21 protein-coding genes, 1 tRNA gene and 1 pseudogene are annotated in these 20401 nt (G+C 69.7%); 10 read left to right on the top strand and 13 right to left on the bottom strand.

The window, feature by feature from the left end; translation table 11 throughout:
• Positions 1-20: 20 nt before the first annotated feature.
• Together ACIBP6_RS30685 and ACIBP6_RS30680 are read right to left on the bottom strand one after the other, a co-directional pair.
• Positions 21-893 (bottom strand): hypothetical protein, encoded by an 873-nt coding sequence (locus tag ACIBP6_RS30685; protein ID WP_397057349.1) that lies wholly within the window; start codon positions 891-893, stop codon positions 21-23.
• Positions 890-1102, bottom strand: coding sequence for a heavy-metal-associated domain-containing protein (locus ACIBP6_RS30680; protein WP_397057348.1), 213 nt, complete (start codon positions 1100-1102; stop codon positions 890-892). The genes ACIBP6_RS30685 and ACIBP6_RS30680 overlap by 4 nt, the downstream gene beginning before the upstream one ends.
• A gap of 414 nt (positions 1103-1516) precedes the next feature.
• Here ACIBP6_RS30680 and ACIBP6_RS30675 point away from each other — a divergent pair, with 414 nt between their 5' ends.
• The 4 genes from ACIBP6_RS30675 to ACIBP6_RS30660 all read left to right on the top strand — a co-directional run bounded on the left by ACIBP6_RS30675 (position 1517) and on the right by ACIBP6_RS30660 (position 2864).
• Positions 1517-1636 carry a DLW-39 family protein gene (locus tag ACIBP6_RS30675; RefSeq protein ID WP_218154143.1) on the top strand — a complete coding sequence of 40 codons (120 nt, stop codon included), beginning with the start codon at positions 1517-1519 and terminating at the stop codon, positions 1634-1636.
• A gap of 15 nt (positions 1637-1651) precedes the next feature.
• Positions 1652-2380, top strand: coding sequence for an HAD-IA family hydrolase (locus ACIBP6_RS30670; RefSeq protein ID WP_397057347.1), 729 nt, complete (start codon positions 1652-1654; stop codon positions 2378-2380).
• Positions 2381-2396: 16 nt separating this feature from the next.
• A tRNA-Ala gene (locus tag ACIBP6_RS30665) sits at positions 2397-2472 on the top strand.
• A gap of 143 nt (positions 2473-2615) precedes the next feature.
• Positions 2616-2864 carry a winged helix-turn-helix domain-containing protein gene (locus ACIBP6_RS30660; protein WP_397057346.1) on the top strand — a complete coding sequence of 83 codons (249 nt, stop codon included), beginning with the start codon at positions 2616-2618 and terminating at the stop codon, positions 2862-2864.
• A 794-nt stretch (positions 2865-3658) separates the two neighbouring features.
• On the opposite strand, the gene ACIBP6_RS30655 is transcribed toward ACIBP6_RS30660, so the two are convergent.
• The gene (locus tag ACIBP6_RS30655) at positions 3659-3844 is read right to left on the bottom strand and encodes a deaminase (protein WP_397057345.1); all 186 of its coding nucleotides are present in this window, start codon (positions 3842-3844) and stop codon (positions 3659-3661) included.
• Between the two features lie 14 nt (positions 3845-3858).
• Here ACIBP6_RS30655 and ACIBP6_RS30650 point away from each other — a divergent pair, with 14 nt between their 5' ends.
• A complete protein-coding gene (locus ACIBP6_RS30650) occupies positions 3859-4161 on the top strand; it encodes a formyltransferase family protein (protein ID WP_397057344.1) in 303 nt (100 codons plus the stop codon).
• A gap of 438 nt (positions 4162-4599) precedes the next feature.
• Here the strand turns inward: ACIBP6_RS30650 and ACIBP6_RS30645 are convergent.
• The 3 genes and pseudogenes from ACIBP6_RS30645 to ACIBP6_RS30635 all read right to left on the bottom strand — a co-directional run.
• Positions 4600-4827 (bottom strand): annotated as a pseudogene (locus ACIBP6_RS30645) (IS5/IS1182 family transposase); the annotation flags it as partial.
• A gap of 333 nt (positions 4828-5160) precedes the next feature.
• A complete protein-coding gene (locus ACIBP6_RS30640; protein WP_397057343.1) occupies positions 5161-5577 on the bottom strand; it encodes an NUDIX domain-containing protein in 417 nt (138 codons plus the stop codon).
• 524 nt (positions 5578-6101) lie between these two features.
• Positions 6102-6854, bottom strand: a complete 753-nt coding sequence (locus ACIBP6_RS30635; RefSeq protein ID WP_397057342.1) for a TetR/AcrR family transcriptional regulator — start codon at positions 6852-6854, stop codon at positions 6102-6104.
• A 103-nt stretch (positions 6855-6957) separates the two neighbouring features.
• Between ACIBP6_RS30635 and ACIBP6_RS30630 the strand changes: the two genes are divergently transcribed.
• The 3 genes from ACIBP6_RS30630 to ACIBP6_RS30620 all read left to right on the top strand — a co-directional run bounded on the left by ACIBP6_RS30630 (position 6958) and on the right by ACIBP6_RS30620 (position 12247).
• Positions 6958-8190: a DUF418 domain-containing protein gene (locus ACIBP6_RS30630; protein WP_397057341.1), complete on the top strand. Its 1233-nt coding sequence runs from the start codon at positions 6958-6960 to the stop codon at positions 8188-8190.
• Between the two features lie 524 nt (positions 8191-8714).
• The gene (locus ACIBP6_RS30625; RefSeq protein WP_397057340.1) at positions 8715-11810 is read left to right on the top strand and encodes a BTAD domain-containing putative transcriptional regulator; all 3096 of its coding nucleotides are present in this window, start codon (positions 8715-8717) and stop codon (positions 11808-11810) included.
• A 260-nt stretch (positions 11811-12070) separates the two neighbouring features.
• A complete protein-coding gene (locus ACIBP6_RS30620; protein WP_397057339.1) occupies positions 12071-12247 on the top strand; it encodes a hypothetical protein in 177 nt (58 codons plus the stop codon).
• Between the two features lie 123 nt (positions 12248-12370).
• On the opposite strand, the gene ACIBP6_RS30615 is transcribed toward ACIBP6_RS30620, so the two are convergent.
• Positions 12371-12649, bottom strand: a complete 279-nt coding sequence (locus tag ACIBP6_RS30615; RefSeq protein ID WP_132609318.1) for a hypothetical protein — start codon at positions 12647-12649, stop codon at positions 12371-12373.
• Between the two features lie 124 nt (positions 12650-12773).
• Between ACIBP6_RS30615 and ACIBP6_RS30610 the strand changes: the two genes are divergently transcribed.
• A complete protein-coding gene (locus ACIBP6_RS30610; RefSeq protein ID WP_397057338.1) occupies positions 12774-13001 on the top strand; it encodes a DUF6011 domain-containing protein in 228 nt (75 codons plus the stop codon).
• Between the two features lie 77 nt (positions 13002-13078).
• On the opposite strand, the gene lgt is transcribed toward ACIBP6_RS30610, so the two are convergent.
• The 3 genes from lgt to ACIBP6_RS30595 all read right to left on the bottom strand — a co-directional run bounded on the left by lgt (position 13079) and on the right by ACIBP6_RS30595 (position 16257).
• Positions 13079-14008 (bottom strand): prolipoprotein diacylglyceryl transferase, encoded by a 930-nt coding sequence (gene lgt / locus ACIBP6_RS30605; RefSeq protein ID WP_397057337.1) that lies wholly within the window; start codon positions 14006-14008, stop codon positions 13079-13081.
• A gap of 189 nt (positions 14009-14197) precedes the next feature.
• Positions 14198-14959, bottom strand: a complete 762-nt coding sequence (locus ACIBP6_RS30600; protein ID WP_397057336.1) for a class I SAM-dependent methyltransferase — start codon at positions 14957-14959, stop codon at positions 14198-14200.
• A 560-nt stretch (positions 14960-15519) separates the two neighbouring features.
• Positions 15520-16257, bottom strand: a complete 738-nt coding sequence (locus ACIBP6_RS30595; protein ID WP_397057335.1) for a class I SAM-dependent methyltransferase — start codon at positions 16255-16257, stop codon at positions 15520-15522.
• Positions 16258-16333: 76 nt separating this feature from the next.
• Here ACIBP6_RS30595 and ACIBP6_RS30590 point away from each other — a divergent pair, with 76 nt between their 5' ends.
• Entirely contained in the window at positions 16334-17245 is a 912-nt protein-coding gene (locus ACIBP6_RS30590) for a LysR family transcriptional regulator (protein WP_397057334.1), read from the top strand.
• A 42-nt stretch (positions 17246-17287) separates the two neighbouring features.
• Here ACIBP6_RS30590 and ACIBP6_RS30585 read toward each other — a convergent pair whose 3' ends face one another.
• From ACIBP6_RS30585 to ACIBP6_RS30575, 3 genes are read right to left on the bottom strand one after another with little or no spacing between them, the layout of a single operon-like run.
• Complete coding sequence (locus ACIBP6_RS30585) at positions 17288-18058, bottom strand: serine hydrolase (RefSeq protein ID WP_397057333.1); 771 nt, start codon at positions 18056-18058, stop codon at positions 17288-17290.
• On the bottom strand, positions 18055-19644 hold the full coding sequence (locus ACIBP6_RS30580) for an amidohydrolase family protein (RefSeq protein WP_397057332.1): 1590 nt from the start codon (positions 19642-19644) through the stop codon (positions 18055-18057). Before ACIBP6_RS30580 ends, ACIBP6_RS30585 begins: the two co-directional genes overlap by 4 nt.
• Entirely contained in the window at positions 19641-20393 is a 753-nt protein-coding gene (locus ACIBP6_RS30575) for an amino acid ABC transporter ATP-binding protein (protein ID WP_397057936.1), read from the bottom strand. Before ACIBP6_RS30575 ends, ACIBP6_RS30580 begins: the two co-directional genes overlap by 4 nt.
• Between the last annotated feature and the right edge of the window lie 8 nt (positions 20394-20401).

Here is a 20401-nt window from a genome sequence, read left to right as displayed (position 1 = left end):
CCTTTCCTTTCTTCGCGTCCTCAGCTGTGGCCGTGAGTGGCCGCGGGGGAGTCGTCCTCGTCGGCGGGGGTGGCCGTGGCGGTGAAGGCCGCCGTACGGACCTCGCCCTCGTGCCGGAAGTCGAGGAACAGGCGGTAGTCGCCGCGGCTCGGCGCCTCGACGTAGAACATGATCTGCGGGCCCGCCGTGGCGCTCTCTTCAGGATGTACGTGGAGATAGGCCAGGTCTCCGGCGCGCAGCGCGACCAGGTGACCGTACGCGCCGAGGTAGGGCTGCAGGTCGGTGACCGGCTCGCCGCCCTTGCTCACCGTCAGCGAGATCTTGCTGGAACGCCCGGCGACCAGGTCTCCGGCGAGGCTCACAGTGTAGTCGCCGACGGTCGTCGTGCGGCCGGCCTGGGGAAGTGGCTTGGGCCGGTAGTCGCCCGGGGCCTGCAGGTCGGCCTCGAGCGTGAGCCCCTTTCTGCCCTGCGGGACGAAGTCCGCGAACGCGCGGTACGGGCCCGCCTCCGGGACCGCCAGCCTGATCGACCACGTGCCGTCGGGGGCCATCTCGGGGTGCACGTGCTGGAAGCTCGTCAGGTCGCGGGAGGCGACGATGAGGTGCATCTTCTTGTCGTGCGCGACCTCGTAGCCGGTGACCGGCCCGCCGTCGGGGCCGATGATCCGGAACGTGAAGTCGGCGGGTGCGCCGGTCGCGATCGGGGTGATGGGGTCGAGTGCGTAGCCGTCCTGAGACACTTGGAGCCTCCCGGGGGTATGGTCGCCCACGTCTTCTGCCTTTGTGGCCGCTGGGCTCGGGCTCACGGCTGTCACCTTGCCCACGCCCAGGGCGCCGCCGAAGACGACGGCGAGCCCCAGGGTGTGGGAACCGAGCTCGGCGGCCGTGTTCATGACCGCTCTGCCAATGCGTATCCGGCCTCTTCGACCGCGGCGGCGATCTTCGCCGGGTCGACGGGGCCGTCGCTGTCAACGGTCAGCAGGCCGCTGGCCAGGTCGACCTCGACCTTGGTCACGCCGGCCACCTCGCCGACCTCCTCCTTGACGGAGCTCACGCAGTGGCCGCAGGTCATGCCCTTCACGGTGTAAGTGGTCGTGCTCATGGCTCTCTCCTTGGATGTGGCGTCACTGCTCATTCTTCGCCTCTAAGTCTAACACCGTACCCCCCTAGGGTATCGGCGACCTGAAGTGGAACCTAATATACCTATGGGGGGTATGTCAACCCGCGAGCGACATACCTCGGATGCGCGCGTCGGCGGGATATTTGGCATGATCAGGCTGTTGTCCATTGATGAGGTTGCCCGGAACGGGGTCTCGGATGTCGTCCACGGCGGGCCGGCCGGATTCGGTCAGGAGCGAAGGTGGGCCTCACCTGGGGGTGAAGGGCCACCCTTCGCGCATTCCACACATCTGGACAGCGCGCAACACAGGGAGCGCAGCCATCCCTTGCTAGGCTGCTTGTCAACCGTTGGGTCTCACCCCGGCAGGTGAGGCCGTCGAAGAAGTGGGGTCACACCGTGAAGAAGCTGCTCGTTCTGGCGCTGATCGCCCTCGGGGGTTTGCTGATCTGGCGCAAGGTGCAGGCCGACCGCGCAGAGCTCGATCTCTGGACCGAGGCGACCGGCACCGAGAACTAACCGACCGGCGAGGCGATGAGCGACGTCGTCCCCATCAAGCTGGTGTGCCTTGACCTGGCGGGCACCACGGTCGGTGACATCGCCATGGTCGAGCGCGCCTTCGCCGAGGCGATCGCGACCCAGGGCATAGTGCCCGGGACCGGAGCGTACGCGCGTGCCATGGTTCACGTGCACCGGTCCCGGGGCTGTCCCAAGATCGACGTCTTCCGCGGGATCTTCCCCGGAAACGAGGCCCAGGCCCAGGCGGCGAACCTGACGTTCGAACGCTCTTACGAGGGCGCCATCGAGCGGGCGGGTCTCGTCCCCATGCCCGGCGTCCTGGAGGTCCTCGACAAGCTCCGCGGCACCGGCAGCAAGCTCGCCCTGATCACCGGCTTCAGCCGTACGACCCTCAGCCGCGTCCTCAGCGTGCTCGGCTGGCACGACAAGATCGACCTCGCCATCTCCCCGGAGGACGCCGGCGGACGCGGCCGCCCCTGGCCCGACATGGTCCTGCACGCGGTGCTGCGCCTGGGCGTGGAAGACGTCCGCCAGGTGGCCGTCGTGGGGGACTCGGAGAGCGACATGTTGTGCGGCAAGCGCGCCGGCGCCTCGATCGTGGCCGGCGTGATGACGGGCGTCCACAGCCGCGAACGCCTCCTGAAGGGCGGCGCCACCCACATCCTCGACTCGATCGCCGACTTCCCCGACCTGATCCTCAGTGACGACCTCGGCACGACGCAGGTGGCTTCCTCGGCCGGGTAAGCTATCTTCGTCCCAAGGGGCCTTAGCTCAGTTGGCAGAGCGCCTGCTTTGCAAGCAGGAAGTCAGGAGTTCGAATCTCCTAGGCTCCACCAGCAAAACCACCCCGCCACCAATCTTGTGGCGGGGTGCCTTGGCCATCAACGGGCCCTCACCCCGCTTCTTCTTTTCGGCCTCCACCCGCGCGCTGAGCGCATCCGCGATCCGCTGGTCAGCCTCCTTGGTCTCGTGCTGGTAGATGAGCGCCGGCTCGAAGTGGCGGCAGGCTTACCAGGTCATCAGAGAGCGGATTCGCAGCGGCGAGCTGGCCGCTGGCGATCGCGTGCCCACGATCTTCGAGCTGATGACCGAGTTCTCGATGAGCAACACCGTAGCCCAGAAAGTGCATCGGCAACTGCGATTGTACGGGCTGATCGAGACGGAGGCCGGCACTGGCCATTACGTCCTGCCGGATGCTGCGGAGAAGGTTAAGGCGGCTGAGAGCTAAGCGAGTTATCCACAGATCAACTCTCGGGCTGCGCAGATGTGAACAAGTTTTGTAGTCTCTGATCTCCGAGATGGAAGGTCCCTCTCGGGGTTTCGCAGAGAGACCAGACATGGTGAACCAAGAGCAGCCTTCTCGGCCCAAATGGTACAAAGACTCGCTCAAGCTGACCTTCTACAGCCTGATAGCGGCCGTAGTGCTCGGCCTTCTCACCTTCGGGAGAGACCTTTTCGACATCACGCTCGGAGACAAACCCGTCGCAGCGACAACCCCCGCGTCGGCGACCACACCTACGAGCACCCCGACACCGACTTCCACGGCGGATGCGCCAACGCCACCTTCGCTCCAGCCCTCAGAGCCGGTGACTGCCGAACCTGCCGTTGATACGGCAACACCCACCCCCACCGAGTCGCCCGCGTCATCAGAGCCATCGGTCTTCTATGCAGGGCCTCTTCTGATCGACTATCCCGTATGGAAGGACCTTGACACCAACCCTAGTTCTAACAGTGATGACGGGAACGACCTCGGAAAAAGGGGACACAGCACCCTTGAAACCCATAGGGACGCCTTGATTGGGCCTTGGCTCCCCGAATCACCCTCTTCGAAGAACCCCACATTCGAAGACTGTCGTATTGCAGCTAACGCCGCAGGGGTCAGGCAAATCCAAGTAGAAGAGGGCTGGTACTGCATCAAGACGTCAGAAGGCCGTATCGCCGCCTTCCATGTCCGTGAGGCTAATTTGTCTAAGGGGATCGTGGGACGGGTGACCGTCTGGGACCTAACCCAGTGATAGCCAATTAGTGTCCCCTTTGGGGTGTTACAACCCGCGCCACACCGGCACCGCGGATTAGCTTCATACAGGACGAGCAGGGCTCGTCGGTGATGTAGAGGGTGGAGCCTGTGCAGTCGTCCTTGCTGGCGTAGAGGAGGGCGTTCGCCTCTGTGTGGACAGAGCGGCAATCGCTGTAGCCAGGGCAGACCAAAGATCGGCACCGCAGTGCTCAACGCCTATGACGGACGCATCATCAACATCCACCCGGCGCTACTGTCACGCCACGGCGGCCCTGGCATGTATGGGCAGCGCGTTCACGAGGCAGTCCTGGCATGCGGCGACACCATCTCGGGCGCCTCGGTCCACTACGTGACCGCGAACTACGACGAAGGCCCCGTCATCGCTCAGCAGCAAGTCCCGGTCCTGCCCGACGACACCCCTGATACCCTCACTGCTCTGGTCCTTCGAGCTGACCACATCCTCCTGCCGGCCACTGCCCAAGCCCTCGCCCTGGGACACGCCCCCTGAGCCCGCATCATTGCTGGCAAATCGGTCGGCTGTCGGTACCGCACTCAGCATCGCCACGGGGTGGCTGCTCTTTATCGAGGGCTGGGGGCGATCGAAGGTCCGGGGGCTTCGTTCGTCAGCCCCCGCCCACCGGACGATATAGCGGGCGTGCCCCTTGCGTGCCCGGTGGGGCTGGGAAGCAGGCCGAAGGGTGGGAAGCTGCGGGGAATGCGACCTGTGTGCTGAGCTGCGCCTTCCCAGGTCGAGCAAGATCGGCATGCGTCTTTGCAAGCAGGAAGTCAGGAGTTCGAATCTCCAGGCTCCACACGCGTAAGCCCAGGTCACAGAGTTGCTCTCTGACCTGGGCTTCGTCGTGCTGTGAGGGCCTTACGGCCGTACAGCAGCGAAGTACAGCAACGGCGGCGCTGTCTCTCGCCCTGAGCCTGGCTGTACAACAGAGGCGGTGCGCTGGGCGATGCGCCAGCGCCTGTCACGGCCGTCGGAGTTTGCGGCCGGTTCCATGTCCTGGCCCGCTACCAGGGGCAAGATGCCCACCGCGTTCGCGGCTTTGTCGCCCAATGGCTGCTCGGGCAGATCGGCCGGCAACCGGATGGCATCTCCGACCAGCGCGTCCACCAGCACCGCCCGGGCCTGCTCGTCGTTCCAGACGATGCGCGGCGGAGACGGGCCTGTTCACAGCAGTCGCGTTGCGGCCCGGCTCCGGCGCCGCGCATCATGAAGGCGCCTTGGCCCTCGACCTGCTGGACGAGCGCCCCGATCGAGGTCTCCGCTGACGCGGCCTACTCCGGTGGCGCCTGCCGCCAAGCGTTGACCTGACCGGCCACCGTGTCGTGATCAAACCCGCACCCCTGCTCGCCGGCGGGTTCGACGTGGACGACTTCACCAGCGTCCCGGGTCGACCTCACCGACGGCGCGATGGCGTTTGAGCCGGTTGATGCCGCACTCGACGGCGTGGCGCTGCTGGTAGATGAGCGCGCACCGCTGGCTTCCGGAGCGACGTCACGTGACGAGCACGGCGGTGAGCATCGAGAGATACGACTCATGGGCGAGACGCAGGCTGTCTAGGTCGGACGTCTCGAACCACGCCACGGCGTCGTGCTCGTCCGGCGCAGCGTTGACGGGTGTTCCGGTCCACCTGTCGACCAACCAGACCTGCATGTCGAACGTCGCGGTCCGGATCTCATGCATCGGCGGGCTGGACGGCTCCGATGCCGTGATTCCCAACTCCTCCCGAAGCTCGCGGACAAGGCTCCGTCTCGGATCCTCCCCCTCCTCAACATGACCGCCCGGCAGGTCCCACACGTCGGGGTACCAACGGCGGCTGGCGCTTCGATGACACAGCAACACCCGATCGCCGTCGCGAAGAACGGCCGTCACAATCCGGACCGGTCCGGAGTCGTCAGCGGAGATCGTCATCGGCACATTCTGATCCATGCGGATCTGCCGCAGACAAGGCGCGTCCCGCCGCCGACACCCGTCACCGGGCGTGAGCGGTGCGCTGGCCGACGACAGACGTGTCCCGCCCCTACCGCGGGGTGGCGCCCAAACTCACGAACATCGAGATCGGTGAGATTCCGCTGGTGCCGGAACTCACGAACATGCCTGGGGTGTGATTGCCAGTCTCGTTGGGCTTCCCCAAATCACGACGTTCGCCATGCCCAATGACCCTACGAGCGCCCTTGCGTGTCTCTTCCGAGGACCCTTCGCCGGGATCCCAGCGCGGAGCCGCGTAGGTGTTCGAGGCGACCGTTGATCGCTTCGGTCGGTGCCGTTGCAGCTTCTGTGCGTTTCTCGCTGTCGCGCGTCCGTCAAGGCGCCGCCGCCGCACCCTGCGCCCGCCCGCCGTCCGGGCGTGCGGCCCGGGGCCGGTCCCGGCCGATGCGCCAGTCCACCCGTCGCGGATCGCCTGCTGCGCCGAGGGGGACGCGTCTGATGGCGGCTCAGGACTGCTCGATCCGGACGGCGACGCCGTCGAGGATCAGCTCCAGCCCGAGTGAGAAGTCCGCGTCGGCGATCGCCGCGTCGGGGGTGTCCGACGGCAGCGCCTCGAACAGCGCCGAGGAGAACAGCCGGGCCGTCTCTGGGAAATGCTCGGGCTGGACAAGCCGGAGCAGGGCGCGACCGTAGTCGCGCTCGGCGTCGGCCTGCCCCTGGCCTTCGGCTCTGCCCTCGGCGAGCTCGCTGTACTGCCGCACCGACTGGACGACGTAGCCGTTGATCAACATCAGGATGCCGACCTTGTGCGCCCAGTCGAGGCGGGTGCGGGACATGATCGCGAGCGCGGCCTCCATCCAGGCGATCTGGTTCGGGCCGGAGGGCGGGCCGGAGAGGGGCACGCGGGTCAGCCACGGCCGACGCCGGAACACCTCGCGCTGCGCGAAGGCCCAGTTGCGCAGGCCTTCGCGCCAGTCGTCGGTGTCCAGGTCCGGCGGCGTGCCCGAGGCGGCGTCGGCCATGAGCGTGAGCAACTCGTCCTTGGATCCGACGTGCCGGTAGAGCGACATCCCCGTGAAGCCGAGGCTCTTCGCGACCTTGGGAATCGTCACGCCGCCGAGCCCGTCACGATCGGCTATCTCCACCGCCGCGGCGACGACCGTATCGACGTCGAGGGCCGCGGGCCGCCCGAGACGCGAGGACTCCGGCATCCGCCACAGCCGGCGCAGCGCCGCCGGAACGAAGTCCTCGCTGGTCATGGCTCCCTCGTTCGCCCCCGGAAAGTTGGACCCCATCATGCCAGGTCTTATTAGTATACGTGTAATACTTTCTCTCTCAAACTAAAAGCGGAGAGGGACAAGTATGAGCATTGACGCCGCATCACGAACATCGAGAGGGCCGGTCCGGCGCGCCGAACGCGCTCTCGCACCGGACCTCGCCCGGGGCGCGATGCTGCTGATCATCGCGCTGGCCAACGTCGCCGGAGTCGTCTTCGCCGGCCAGCCCGGCTTCGACGCCACGCCGGAAGGTGTCGAGCGCGGCCTCAACTTGCTGCTCTTCGAACTCGTCCACGCCCGCGGGTACCCGGTCTTCGCCGTGATGTTCGGCTACGGACTCGTCCAGCTCGCCCGCCGCCAGGACGCCTCCGGGGCCACACCGAAGCAGGTCCGCTCGGTGCTGATGCACCGCAACCTCTGGCTCGTCGTCTTCGGGTTCGCGCACGCCGCCTTGCTGAACTACGGCGACTTCCTCGGCGCCTACGGGATCATCGGGATCGTGATGACCCTGGTGCTGCTGCGCCGCGGCGACAAGTTCCACCGGATCGCGCCGGCGATCTGGGCGGTGGCGGCGGTCCAGGTACTCGTCATCGGCGCCATCGTGGTGAGCGGCATCATCGGGGGTTCGGGCGGATCGGCCCCGCTGCCGGCGATCCACATCGAATCCCTCGCCGCGCCCGGGTACCTGGAGTCCATGCTGGATCGTCTCGGCGAATGGCCGACGCACACGCTGACCGTCCTGCCTTTCATCCTCATCGCCTGGCTGGGCATGTGGGCCGCCCGCGGCCGCGTCCTCGAAGAGCCGGCCCGCCACAGGACGCTGCTCAGGTGGACCGCCGTCCTCGGGCTCGGCGTCGCCATCGCCGGAGGGCTCCCGGCCGCCCTGGTCAGTGCCGGATGGCTGCACGTCAACGAGTCGGCCGCCGGTCTGATGCTGACGCTCCACGGCGCCAGCGGCATGTTCGCCGGCCCGGGTTACGTGGCCGTCTTCGGCCTGATCGCCATGCGGATCACGCGGCCCGGCCCCGTCGCCGGCGCCCTCTCGGCCCTCGGCCGGCGCTCCCTGTCCGGATACCTGTTCCAGTCGGTGGCCTGGCTCATCCTCCTGGCGCCCTTCACACTCGCCCTCGGCCACCGTTTCGGCAGCCCCACAGTGACCGGCCTGATCACCGCGGTGGCGGTCTGGCTCGTGACCGTGCTGATCGCCCGCCTCCTCGACAAGCGCGAGCAGGCCGGTCCCGCCGAGATGGTCCTGCGCGGCCTGACCTACGGGCCTCGGAGGAAGGGCCGCGTTATCGACGCACCGGCTCGACGATAACGGCCAGTCTTAGAACGCAACGTCTCCCGTACAGCAGCGGAGTACAGGAACACCGCCTCCCGCCGCCATCCGCAACCTGCCCGCATCTGCCTCTTGAGCAGGACATGAAGCCCACGACGTGGTGGCTGGCTCCCGTTTGCAAGCAGCAAGTCGGGGCTGGAATCTCCTAGGCTCCACTACAGGTCAAAGGCCACTACCCGGCCAATTCCAGGGATGCCTGGAGCGGGCCTTTCGGGCGGCCAGGACGATATAGCGCTCTTGCTGCCCTACTGGCCAATGGCCGGGGCGGGGCCGCTGGCGTTTCACCAAGCGTAAGACGACGTGGGTGTGTGGCCGCGTTGTCGGACGCCGAGCGGCTCCTGGCCCGGCGCGGGTGAGGACGCCTTGACGATCCCTTGCAGCCGCCCGGCTGTGGGTGGTTGCACGGCAGATCACGAGCGGGACTGCACGGCCAGGCCGCCGGCGCAGCGGGCATGGCCGGGCTCCGGTGACCGTTCGGCAGGCGCGGATGGGAAGCTGGCTCGGTGCAGATCTTCCTCCTCGGTCCGGTCGAAGCCACCTTTGACGACGGCTCCCCGATCGACATCCCCGGTGCGCGCCTGCGGATGCTGCTGGCGCGGCTCGCGCTGGAGGCCGGCCGTCCGGTGTCGGCCGACTCTCTGATCGACGGCATCTGGGGTGAGGAGCCCCCCGCCGGAGTCGTCAACGCGCTGCATGGCCTGGTCTCCCGGTTGCGCAGGACGCTGGGCGGGCCGGAGTCCGTGGAGCTGGTGGCCGGCGGCTACCGGCTGCCGTTGAGCCCCGAGGACGTGGACGCGCACCGATTCGAGCAGCTTGCCGGGCAGGCCAGGCGGGAGCTCGCGGCCGGCAGGCCGCGTGAAGCCTCCTCCTTGCTCCGCGCCGCCCTGGGGCAATGGCGGGGCGCCGCGCTGGCGGACGTGCTGGAGGCCTCGTTCGCGCCCAACGTCGCGGCCCGGTTGGACGAGTCGCGCGCCACCGTCGCCGAGGACTTCTTCGACGCGGAGGTACGGCTCGGCCGCCACGCCGAGGTGCTCGCCGACCTGGGCTCCGCGGCCGTCGCCCGCCCGCTGAGCGAGCGGCTGGCCGAACTGCGGATCCGGGCCCTGTCGGCTGCCGGACGCCAGTCAGAGGCGCTGGCCGTGTACGAGGAGGTCCGCGGCAAGCTCGGCGACGAGCTGGGCATGGATCCCTCGCCCGAGCTCCGCGCGGTCCACCTCGCCCTCCTCCGTGGGGAGCTCAACCGGCCCTCCGTACGGCCGCAGGCCACGCCCAGCCGGCTCCCGGCCAGGCTGACCAGCTTCGTCGGCCGGGAGCGCGAACTCGGCGAGCTCGCCCGGCTGATGGCCGGCGCGCGGCTGGTGACGATCGTCGGACCTGGAGGCGCGGGCAAGACCAGGCTGGCGTTGCAGGCCGCGGACCACGTCGAGGAACGGACCTGGTTCGTCTCGCTCGCCGGGGTCACCCAGCCGGACCAGATCGCGGACGCGGTGCTCAGCGCCTGCGGCGGCCTGTTCGAGGGCGGGTTCAAGCCGCAGGCTCCTGCCCCCGCGCGGCTGGCCGCCCAGCTCGACGTCGGCCCCGCCGTACTGGTGCTGGACAACTGCGAGCACCTGGTGGAGGCGGCCGCCCAGCTTGTCGAGCAGCTGCTCGTCCGGCTTCCGCAGCTGCGCGTCCTGGCCACCAGCAGGGAGGCCCTGGCGATCACCGGCGAGGCCTTGTTCCACCTCGGCCCGCTCGACCTGCCCGTGCAGGACGCGGACCTGGCCGAGGCCGCTGAGTCAGCCGCCGTGCGGCTGTTCGTCGAGCGGGCTGCCGGCGTGCGCCAGGGGTTCGCGCTCGACCGGACGACGCTGGAGCCCGCGGTGGAGATCTGCCGCCGGTTGGACGGCATGCCGCTGGCGCTCGAACTGGCCGCGGCCAAGCTGCGGGCGATGAGTGTGGCGCAGATCGCCCGGCGGCTGGATGACCGTTTCCGCCTGCTCACCTCGGGGAGCAGGACCGCGCTGCCGCGCCAGCGCACGCTGCTCGCGATGGTGGAGTGGAGCTGGGACCTGCTGGAGGAGCCCGAGCGGGTGCTGGCCGCCCGGCTGGCCGCCTTCCCGGGCGGAGCCGACCTGGCCGCGCTCGAGGTGATCTGCTCTGACGCGTCCCTCACCGCCGACGACATGGTGTATGTCGCGGGAGCACTGGTCGAGAAGTCCATGATCCAGCAGGTCGGTGACAGATACCGGATGCTGGAGACCATTCGCGCCTACGCGGCGGCCGAACTCGCGGAGCCGATCGCCGACCGCTTCCGCGCGTACTTCCTGGCGTTGGCCGAGGAGAACGAGCCGCTGCTGCGTACCAGGGACCAGCTGCGCGCCGTCGAGGTCTTCGACGCCGAGCACGACAACCTGGTGGCCGTGCTGCGGGGCGCCATCGAGGCGGGCGACGCGGACACGGCCGCCCGGCTCGTCAGGTCCATGATCTGGTACTGGGGCATGCGCGGGATGTCCACCCAGTCCGACGCCTTTCTGAGCGAGGTGCTGTCGCTCGGAGACATGCTGCCGGCCGACGCGCGCACTGCCTTCGAGGTGGTGCGGTCGACGTCGGGCAGGGGAGGCGGGCAGGAGGTCCGTGAGAACCTCCGCCGTCCCGGGGTGACGAAGGTCCACAACGCGCTGCCGTTGCTCCGCATCTCCAAGCTCACCACCCTGGACGCCCGGGACCTGGAGGCGCTGGACTCGCCCGACCCCTGGGTGCGCGCCAGCGCCCACTGGGCCTACGACTTCCTCCTCACGGAACAGGGCGACCAGGAGACCGGCGCCCGCCACAGGGAAGAGGCACTGCGCCTGTTCCAGCAGGTCGGCGACCGGTGGGGGCTGATGATGAGCCTGGTACGGCAGAGCCGCGTCCACGGCCTGCGCGGCGAGCACGAACGTGCGGTCGCGGCCTGCGAGCGCGCCGTCGCGATCGCCTCCGAGCTCGGCACCGAGGAACACCTCTTCATGACCAAGTCGCATCTCGCCCAGAACCGAATGCGCGGTGGCGACCTGGACGGCGCACTGCACGACATCCACGCCGCGCGGCGTCAGGGTCGCGAACACGGTCACCGGAGGCTGGAAGCCAGCATGCTGTTCCCGCTCGCCGAGGTGCACCGCCATGCCGGCGACCTGGAACTGGCCCATCAGGTCGTGGACGAGCTCGAGACGGTCATCCACCGGCTACCCGGCCCGCCCGAGCTGAACAGCGACGTGATCGTGTCCTCCCGGATGGCCGTCCTCGTGACCGAAGGGGCCGCGGAGCGGGCGCGCGAGCTGCTGCCCCGCGCGATGCGCGGCGTGCTCGGGCACACCAACGCCAACGCCATGGCCCGGGGCGCGGAGCTGTTGGCCAGGCTGCTCGGGCTGGAAGGCGACCCGGCGGGGGCCGCGACGGCGCTCGGGATGAGCCAGGTGCTCAGGGGCGTCTTCGACGAGGGCGACCCCGATCTGTGCCGGCTGGTGCCCGTCCTGGCTGGGCAGCTCGGCGACGAGGGTTACCTGGAGGCGTACCGGCGTGGCGTGAGCCTGCCGAGGCAGGAGGCGATGGACCGGCTCACGGCCCACTCGGAAGGGTAGCTCCGGCGGCCCTCGCCTCACCGTCCGGCTCGTCAAACAGGGGAGAAGCCTCTGTGCCGGGCCGGATTTCCTCGTCTGCCAGTGGTAGGCGTGTTCTGTCCTGACCTGCTCCGAACGGCGCCAGATCGATCTTCTGCTCCGTGGGTTCCGGGATCGAGCTCCGGGTGGCCTGGTACGTCCCGCCGCGTGTGACAGCTGTCATGTCGTACTCATGACTGCGACGTCTACGCCGCTACGCGCTCCTGCACGAAGATCGAAGCATGACGAACGGCAAGAACTCGCCCAATCGCACAGTCGGCATGTGGCCGGGCATCGCGATCGGCATGGGACTGGGTGTCACCATGCACAACCTCCTGCTCGGCATCGTGCTGTCCATGTGTCTCGGAGTCGCCCTCTCGTCCGTGCTCGTGGCCGGCCGTAAGACCGCAGACGAGTGAGAACGGGCAGCGGGCCGGTCGACTGTCACCAGCGCGGGTCGAGGCCATGGCGCTTGAAGATCAGCTGAGCTGTGGGCCGCCCGGTAGGCCGCGCGCAGCGGAAGGGGCGCGCGGCCTGGCCGGCTACCGGCGAACGTCGGCGTACTGCCCCAGCCGCTCCCGCTGCGGCCCTACCTCCTCCTCTCCGGGAGCTTGGTGGGTTTCTTCCATGCGGAGCGCCAGACCGAGCGCGAAGAACGTGGGCGCCCACTCGCCGACGAAGATGCCCCACCGGTCCGCCCTGGCGGTGTTCTCGGTGAACCATGACGCCGCCCACGAGGCGACGGTCAAACCGATGGATGCGATCCCGGCGGCGTACGCGTGCTCGGCCCGTATCCCCATCTTGTGCAGCGTCCGGATCATGTGTTGCCCCCTTGTGGTCGATCCGTCCGCGCCCCGATACCCGAGCGGTTGTTCCGGTAACGAGCCGTTCCGGCTTCTTGAACTGCAGAGGGAGCAGACATGTCCGGCGTTAGCCTGCTGGTTGATGGACGAATTCCCTCTCGATCTCGGTGTCCCCTCCACCCGCGAGCACCTCACCCGGTGCGCGGCCTGCAAGCACAAGCTGCGCACACCGGGCTCCCAAGCTCTGGGTTTGGGCCCGGACTGCGCGTCCAAGCTGGGCGTCGCTCCGCGCCGGCCGTTGAGGATCACAGGCGTGGCGAAGTGGCGGGACTGCGAAGGCCAGATGGAGCTGTTCCAGGCGGAGCAGTGACGCGGCAGTGCTCGCGTTCACGGCATGGACGGCGCAGCCTCGTGACTGGACCCAGCTGGCACACCGGGCTCCGCGGGTCAAGAACCTCCTGGAGCTCGGCGGGTGTCCTTCTCCGCGTCGGCCTGGTCGGCCGGATGCGCCGGCCCGGCGGCCTCCCCGCCGTCCTGCTTGTGCGAGGCCGGGACCACGATCTCTTCCGCGTCCTTGTGACGAGTCACCCAGAGGTAGACCAGCGCGCCGACGAACAACACGATCGAGGTCCACTGGTTGATCCGCAGATCGAGGAACGTCACCGCGTGGTCCACCCCGCCGACCGGGTCGATCCGCAGCCCTTCGATCCAGAATCGCCCGAACGTGTAGCCGGCGACGTAGAGGGCGAACAGGCGGCCGTGGCGCAGCGTGAACCGCCTGCCGGCCAGGATCAGCCCGAGGCCGAGCGCCGCGTCCCACAGCGACTCGTACAGGAACGTCGGGTGGTAGAGCACGCCCGGCTCGCCGCCGTGCGCCTGGTCGATCTCCAGGCCCCACGGCAACGTGGTCGGACTGCCGTACAGCTCCTGGTTGAACCAGTTGCCCCAGCGGGCGATCGCCTGCCCGAACGCGATGCCGGGCGCGACCGTGTCGGCCACGGCGCCGAGGGACAGCCCCCGGCGGCGGCAGGCCAGCCACACCCCCACGCCTCCCAGGGCGACCGCGCCCCAGATGCTGAGCCCGCCTTCCCAGATGAACAGCGCCTGGTACGGCTCCTTGATCGCGCGCGGGCCGAAGTAGGTCTGCCAGTCGGTGATGACGTGGTACAGGCGAGCGCCGATCAGGCCGAAGATCACTGCGGGGACCGCAATGTCGCTGATGGTGCCCTTCTCGCCGCCGCGGGCGCGCCAGCGGCGGTCGCTCAGCCAGGCGCCGACGACGATTCCGAGGATGAAGCACAATGCGTAGGCCCGGATCGGGATGAATCCGAGATGCCAGACCCCCTCGGAAGGGCTGGGTATCAAGGCGAGGGGCATGACGGTGACGGTAGCCGATGCGGGATCACCTGGTCGTGTGCGTGACCTGATCGTGTGATTCCTCCGCCGTGACGCGGCGTGCACGAACCCGGTGCAGTCTGTCTGGCTTGGCGGGTGGCCGGCGCGTCGCGATCAGCGGCCACTGCGTGGGATCGCAGGCTTGAGCAGGTCAACGACGTGCTGTTGGCATTACCAGGGCCGTTCGAGGGTGAGCAACGGCTCGGAGAAGACCGGCGCCGGCGCGTCGGGATCTGCGGCGACGGCCTGCTCCAGGTTGCGAAAGCCGGCTTCCAGCTCGTCGGGACTGAGCTGGGCGAAGAACGAAAGGGTGCGCAGGCGCAGCCGTTCGAGCATGTCACCGCAGGTGCCGGAGGACGGCTCGGTAACCGTGCCGAAGCCGGCAACGCGCCAGCCGTCCGACGTGAACATCGCGATGACCTCGTGCAACGGCTGAAACAACTGGGCGTCCGCCTCGAAGCCGCGGGGGAAGTGCTCCAGCCACCACGGCCGGGGATGGTGGTCGCTGAAGTTCGCGCGCAGGAGCAGCCGCCCGCCGGGCCTGAGCACCCTGGCCAGCTCCCTGGCCGCCCGCGGCTTGTCCTGGACGTGATGCCAGGACAAGAACATGAGTGCGTAGTCGGCGCTGCCGGACGGCACTGGCATGTCCTCGGCGGAGCCTGCCAGATACCGCACATCGGGATGCGGGGACTGCGCCTGCGCTGTCTCACGCATGCGGACCGACGGCTCTACGCCGGTGACCGGCCCGAACGCTCGCGCCAGCGCGGGGGTGAACCTGCCGGTGCCCGAGCCGACGTCCAGCCCCGCCAGCGGACGCCGCTCGGGCAGCACCGCTCCGAAGGCGCTGATCCATACCTGCAGCTGCTGCTCGTCAAGCGCACGGCCCCGCGCGTAGTCCTGGTACTGCTCCGTGTCGTAGTCGATCCGCCTCATCGCAACTCCCGCGTCAGCCGGGCCCCGGCGAACCGTCAGCCCGATATATCGACTTGATACATCGGTACGATAGGTGCGGTCGCGTCATGCCGCAAGGGTCGGCGGACGGGCGGGCCTGCACCGCGGCGACCAGCCGGGCCAGGGCGCGTTACGGGAGCTGGAGACTGCCTCCGATCGGCTTCGCCGTCGGTCGATGGAGGGGATGTGGGCCAAGCTCCTGAATGAGCTGCGGGCCCGGTGTGACCAGGCCGGGGGCGTGGACCGGACAGTGGGCATGGGCTCCACCGTGGTGCGCGCCCACCAGCACGCCGCCCGCGCGCGCCACGACCCGCCCGTTGGACTGCCGTCCAGGGGACCAGGTAGATCACGTAACAGAGGCGACACCTGATGTCACGCCGAGGGCCATTCCGCAAGAGTGGTGGTCAGGAGGAGAGGTCCTTGCGTGATGCTTCCGCTGAGCCGATCGGCCGCCGAGGACTTCGTGGTCTCTCAGGCTCCTCGGCCTCCGTACCGGACCAAGAACCGACCACACCGCCACCAAGCCGCTCCGGTCCGACCGCTCACCGGTCTCGACGCACGATCAGATGCGTCAAAGCGGCAACCTGCCGGTAGGGATCTGTACGGCCCGCGCGCTCCTCACAGGCAAGCAGATCCTGAAGATCCTCCGGGACGGGCGCGTCATCGGGCGCTTGGTCGGTGAACACACGGACTCCGTACCAGTCCTCGACCGACAGTCCGTGCTCAGCCAGCGCCGACCACAGGTCAGCACGTCGATCTGCCCGCGCCGTGACCCCTATCCGATTGCCGTAGGACATTTCATCGAAGGCCCGCTGCGCGATCGTCCAATCCCCGCGCAGACCTGGCCGCAACGCCAGCGCGTCGCCGTTGCGAACCAGGAGAGAGACCAGGCCGCCTGGCCTGACCACCGCTGCGATCGCCCGCAGGACCGGGGCCGGATCCTCGAAGTACATCAGCACGCCATGACACAAGACCACGTCGAAGGGGCCGGCGGGCAGCTCATCAGCCGAGCCGTGCACCACCTCGACAGCAAGATCAGGCGTCAGCGCGGCCGTCAGTTGGTCCAGCAATTCCTGAGAGGAATCCAACGCCGTGACCCGATGCCCGCGCCTCGCCACCTGAAGGGCCTGGGTGCCCTGCCCACACCCCACATCCAGAACGCGCGCCGGCTCGCCGGCAAGATACGGCTCCAACTGGCGGGTGACCAACTCCTGCCGGACCACGTCCCTGAGCGTGCCCAACAGGTTCCGCCACTGCCGCTCACCCGAGGCGAACTCCATCGACAATCCCCTCCATCGCAAATTGCCGGGAGTCCAGCGCCAAGGCGTTCAGCAGCCGGGCGGGATACTGGACGCCGTGTTGAGCAGTCACCGCCTTCGGGTGCTCAGGGAGGTCTTCAGGACGGGGAGCATCGCGGGAGCCGCACGGACGTTGCGGCTATCGCCGTCCGCCGTCTCGCACCAGCTGTCCCGGCTGGAGGAGGAGGCCGGGGTGGGCCTGGTCGAGCGGGGGGCGCAGAGCCTGCGGCTCACCGCGGCCGGCCGGCGGCTCGCCACCCGGGCGCAGGAGGTGCTCGACCTCATCGAAGCCGCGGAGAAGGACCTGCTGGCCCAGGCCAGGGCTGATGCCGGTCAGCTCAGGATCGGCTTCTTCGCCTCGTCGGGATACCGGCTGCTGCCGCTGGCGCTGTCGGCGTTCGCGGCCCGCCACCCCGCCGTCGACCTCGACCTGGTGGAGGGGCAGCCGCACGAGCTGATGCCCGACCTGGAACGCGGCGCCCTCGACGTCCTCGTGGTGTTCGAGCACGCCCTGGATCCGTGGCGGCCTCCGGAGGGAGTGGAGATCACCTCCCTGCTGGAGGAGCCGCAGCTCCTGGTGCTGCCCCCGGGACACCCCGCCGGCCGGAACGCCAGGGTACGGCTGGCGGAGCTGGCCGATGAGCCGTGGATCACCACTTATGGCACCGACACCCCCGTCTCGGTGCTGGAACGGGCCAGCGCGCTGGAGGGGTTCAGCCCGCGGATCCGCTGCCGCAGCGACCACTACGAGGTGACCCTCGGCCTCGTCAGGGCGGGGCTCGGCGTCGCCCTGGTGCCGAGCCTCGGCGTTCATGGGGCCACCGGCGTGCAGGTGTGCCGCGTGGAGGGCCCTCGGCTGTACCGCCGGATCGGCGCCGCCGTACGGCCGACCAACCCGAACCCGGCCCTGCGGTCGTTCCTCGACTACCTCCTCGACGCCGCCGGCCGCCTGCGCGGCGCCACCGGTTGAGGCCGCACCGCAGGTGGGTGCGCGGCCCCGACAGGGAGCACGCTAGGAGGCGCGGGGCTCGGCCGGCACGGCGCCGACGAGGCGGCCGATGCCGAGACCGGCCTCGCGCACGCGGGTGACCAGCTCGTGGTCGCTTCCCGGCGGCCCGGACGCGAGGACGGCATAGCCGATGCGCCGGTCGCCGACCATCACTCCCACGTCGGCGCGTACGCCGTCGTCGGTGCCCGTCTTGTTGGCCACCCACACCGTGCCGGGCGGCACCGTCGCCGCGAACCGGCGGTCCTCGGGGTCGTGCGGCAGGAGGGCGGGGACCAGGGCGCGGTCGGTGTTGTGCGCCAGCCAGCCGAGCATCAGCCGGGTCCACTCCGCCCGCCCGTCGAGCGCGGCGGCGAATCTGGCCAGTTCGCCGGCCGTGCCGACGGCGAAGGCGGGCGGGTCCGAAGGCAGGCGCGGCTCGCGGATGCGGTCGAGGACGCGGGTGCGGTGCAGGCCCAGCGCCCGCGACTCCTCGGCGACCCGGTCGAGGCCGACGCGGCGCAGCAGCGCGTTGGTGGCGATGTTGTCGCTCACCGCGGCGGTCAGCAGGGCCAGGTCGGCGACCGGCCACCGGCGTCCCGACAGGGCTCGCAGCAGCCCCGACCCGCCCACGTGGTTCTCGTCGCGCAGCTCGACCGGCTCGGCGGGGTCGAGCGTGCCGGAGCAGATGGCCCGTGCCACCGTCGCCAGCAGCGGCAGCTTGCCGACGCTGGCGAGCGGCAGCTCGACGTCGTCGGCGACCGCGATCTCGCCGGGCACCGATACCGCGATCATCATGGCGTCAGGACCTTTCCCGGCCGCGCGGCCGTCTCCTCGCCCTGCCGTACCACGACCTGGCCGGCCACCACCACGGTGTGCACGCCCTTCGGCGGCAGCAGCGGCTCGGCGAAGGTCGCGCCGTCGCCCACCGTGGCCGGGTCGAACACCACCAGGTCGGCGTGCGCCCCGTCCACGATCGTCCCGCGCCCGGCCAGCCCGAACCGCTCCGCCGCCAGGCCCGTCATCTTCCGCACCGCCGTCGCCAGGTCGAGCAGCCCGAGGTCCCTGGTGTAGCGGCCCAGCACGCGAGGGAACGTGCCGGCCCAGCGCGGATGGGGGCGCCCGCCCGGCTTGGGCACGCCGTCGGAGCCGATCATCGCGTACGGCGCCGCCAGCACCCGGCGCACGTCGTCCTCCACCATCGAGTGGCTGATGATCATGACCTCGCCGCGCTCGGCCAGCAGCAGGTCGGCGGCCACGTCGAAGGGGTCGCGGCCGTGCGCGGAGGCGAGTTCGGCGACCGTACGGCCCTCGGTGTGCGGATGGCGGGGGGCGCGGGCGATGGCGATGCGGTCCCAGCCGCCGTTGCCCACGGTGTTCTCCCAGCCGGGCACGCCCTCGGCGATCGCGGCCCGCATCCGGTCGCGCTGCCCGGGGTCGGCCAGCCGCGCGGTGAGCGCGGCGGTGCCGCCGTCGGACGCCCAGGGCGGCAGCATCGCGGACAGGTGCGTGCTGGCCGCCGTGTAGGGGTAGACGTCGCAGGTCACGTCGAAGCCCTCGGCGCGCAGCCGGGCCAGCCTGGGCAGGGTCCGCTCGGTGCGGCCCCAGGCGTACTTGCCGGCGGTCTTGTGGTGCGAGACGTGCAGGGCCGCGCCGCTCCGGCGGGCGATCTCGACGGCCTCCTCCAGGGCCTCCTCCACCCGTGACATCTCGTCGCGCAGGTGGGTGACGTACGGCTTGCCGTGCCGGGCCGCGACCCTGGCCAGCGCGACCACCTCGTCGGTGTCCGCGTAGGTGCCGGGCGTGTAGATCAGCCCGGTCGACAGGCCCGCGGCCCCCTGGGCGAGCGACCGGTCGAGCAGCGAGCACATCGTCGCCAGCTCGGCTGGGGTCGCGGGACGGTCCACGGACCCCAGCACCCCGGCGCGCAGGGTGCCGTGCCCCACGAGAGAGGCGAGGTGGTTGGCGCGCGGCACGGCGGCGTGCGCCGCCGCGAACCCGGCGAAGTCCTCCCAGAAACCGACGTCGCCGCCGAAGCCGACGGACGCCTCGGCGCGCAGCTCCGGCACCCGTCCGGGAAGCGCCGGGAACAACCCGGAGCCGCAGTTGCCGCAGATCTCGGCCGTCACCCCGGCCAGCACCGGGGCCCGCACCAGCTCCCGGTCGCCGCCGAGCAGCGCGATCCCGTCGGAGTGGGTGTGCACGTCGATGAACCCGGGGGCGACGGCCAGCCCGGCCGCGTCCAGGGTCTCGCGGGCGTCCGCGCCCGATGCGGCGGGCAGCACGGCCAGCCGCCCCCCGGCCACGCCCACGTCGGCGGTCCGCGGGGGCGCGCCCGTGCCGTCGACCAGCAGCGCGCCACGGATCAGCAGGTCGAGTCTCACAGCACCCGTCCCAGGAACGCGCGGAAGCGCTCGTTGCGGGGGTCCGCGAGCACCTCACGCGGGTCGCCCTGCTCGACGATCACGCCGTCGTCGATGAAGACCAGGTGGTCGCCCACCTCGCGGGCGAAGCCCATCTCGTGCGTCACCACCATCATGGTCATCCCGCTGGCCGCCAGGTCGCGCATCACCGCCAGCACCTCCTGCACCAGCTCGGGGTCGAGCGCGCTGGTCGGTTCGTCGAACAACATCACCTTGGGGCGCATGGCCAGGCTGCGGGCGATCGCCACCCGCTGCTGCTGGCCGCCGGAGAGCTGCGCGGGGTAGTGGCCGGCCCGGTCGGACATCCCGACCCGGTCGAGCAGCTCCTCGGCCTGCCGCCGCGCCTGCTCCCTGGGAACCCCGCCGACGACCAGCGGCCCCTCCATGACGTTCTCCAACGCCGTGCGGTGCGGGAAGAGGTGGAACCGCTGGAAGACCATGCCGATGTTCTGGCGCTGCCGGTTCAGCCTCGCCGGGGGAAGGTGGTGCAGCCTGCCGTCGCGCTCCTCGAATCCGATCAGCTCGCCGTCCACCCTGATCCGGCCGGCGTCGATCGTCTCAAGCCGGTTGACGCAGCGCAGCAGGGTGGACTTGCCCGACCCCGACGGCCCCACCACGCAGACCACGCCGCCTTCCGGCACGTCGAGGCTCACGCCCTTCAGCACCTCCAGCGCGCCGAAGCGCTTGCGCACCGAGCGGATCTCCACCATGGGACGGT

Origin of the sequence: Nonomuraea terrae (genome assembly GCF_044465245.1) — a bacterium.
GTDB classification, from domain to species: domain Bacteria; phylum Actinomycetota; class Actinomycetes; order Streptosporangiales; family Streptosporangiaceae; genus Nonomuraea; species Nonomuraea terrae.
This window is presented reverse-complemented; position numbering and strand designations above follow the sequence as displayed.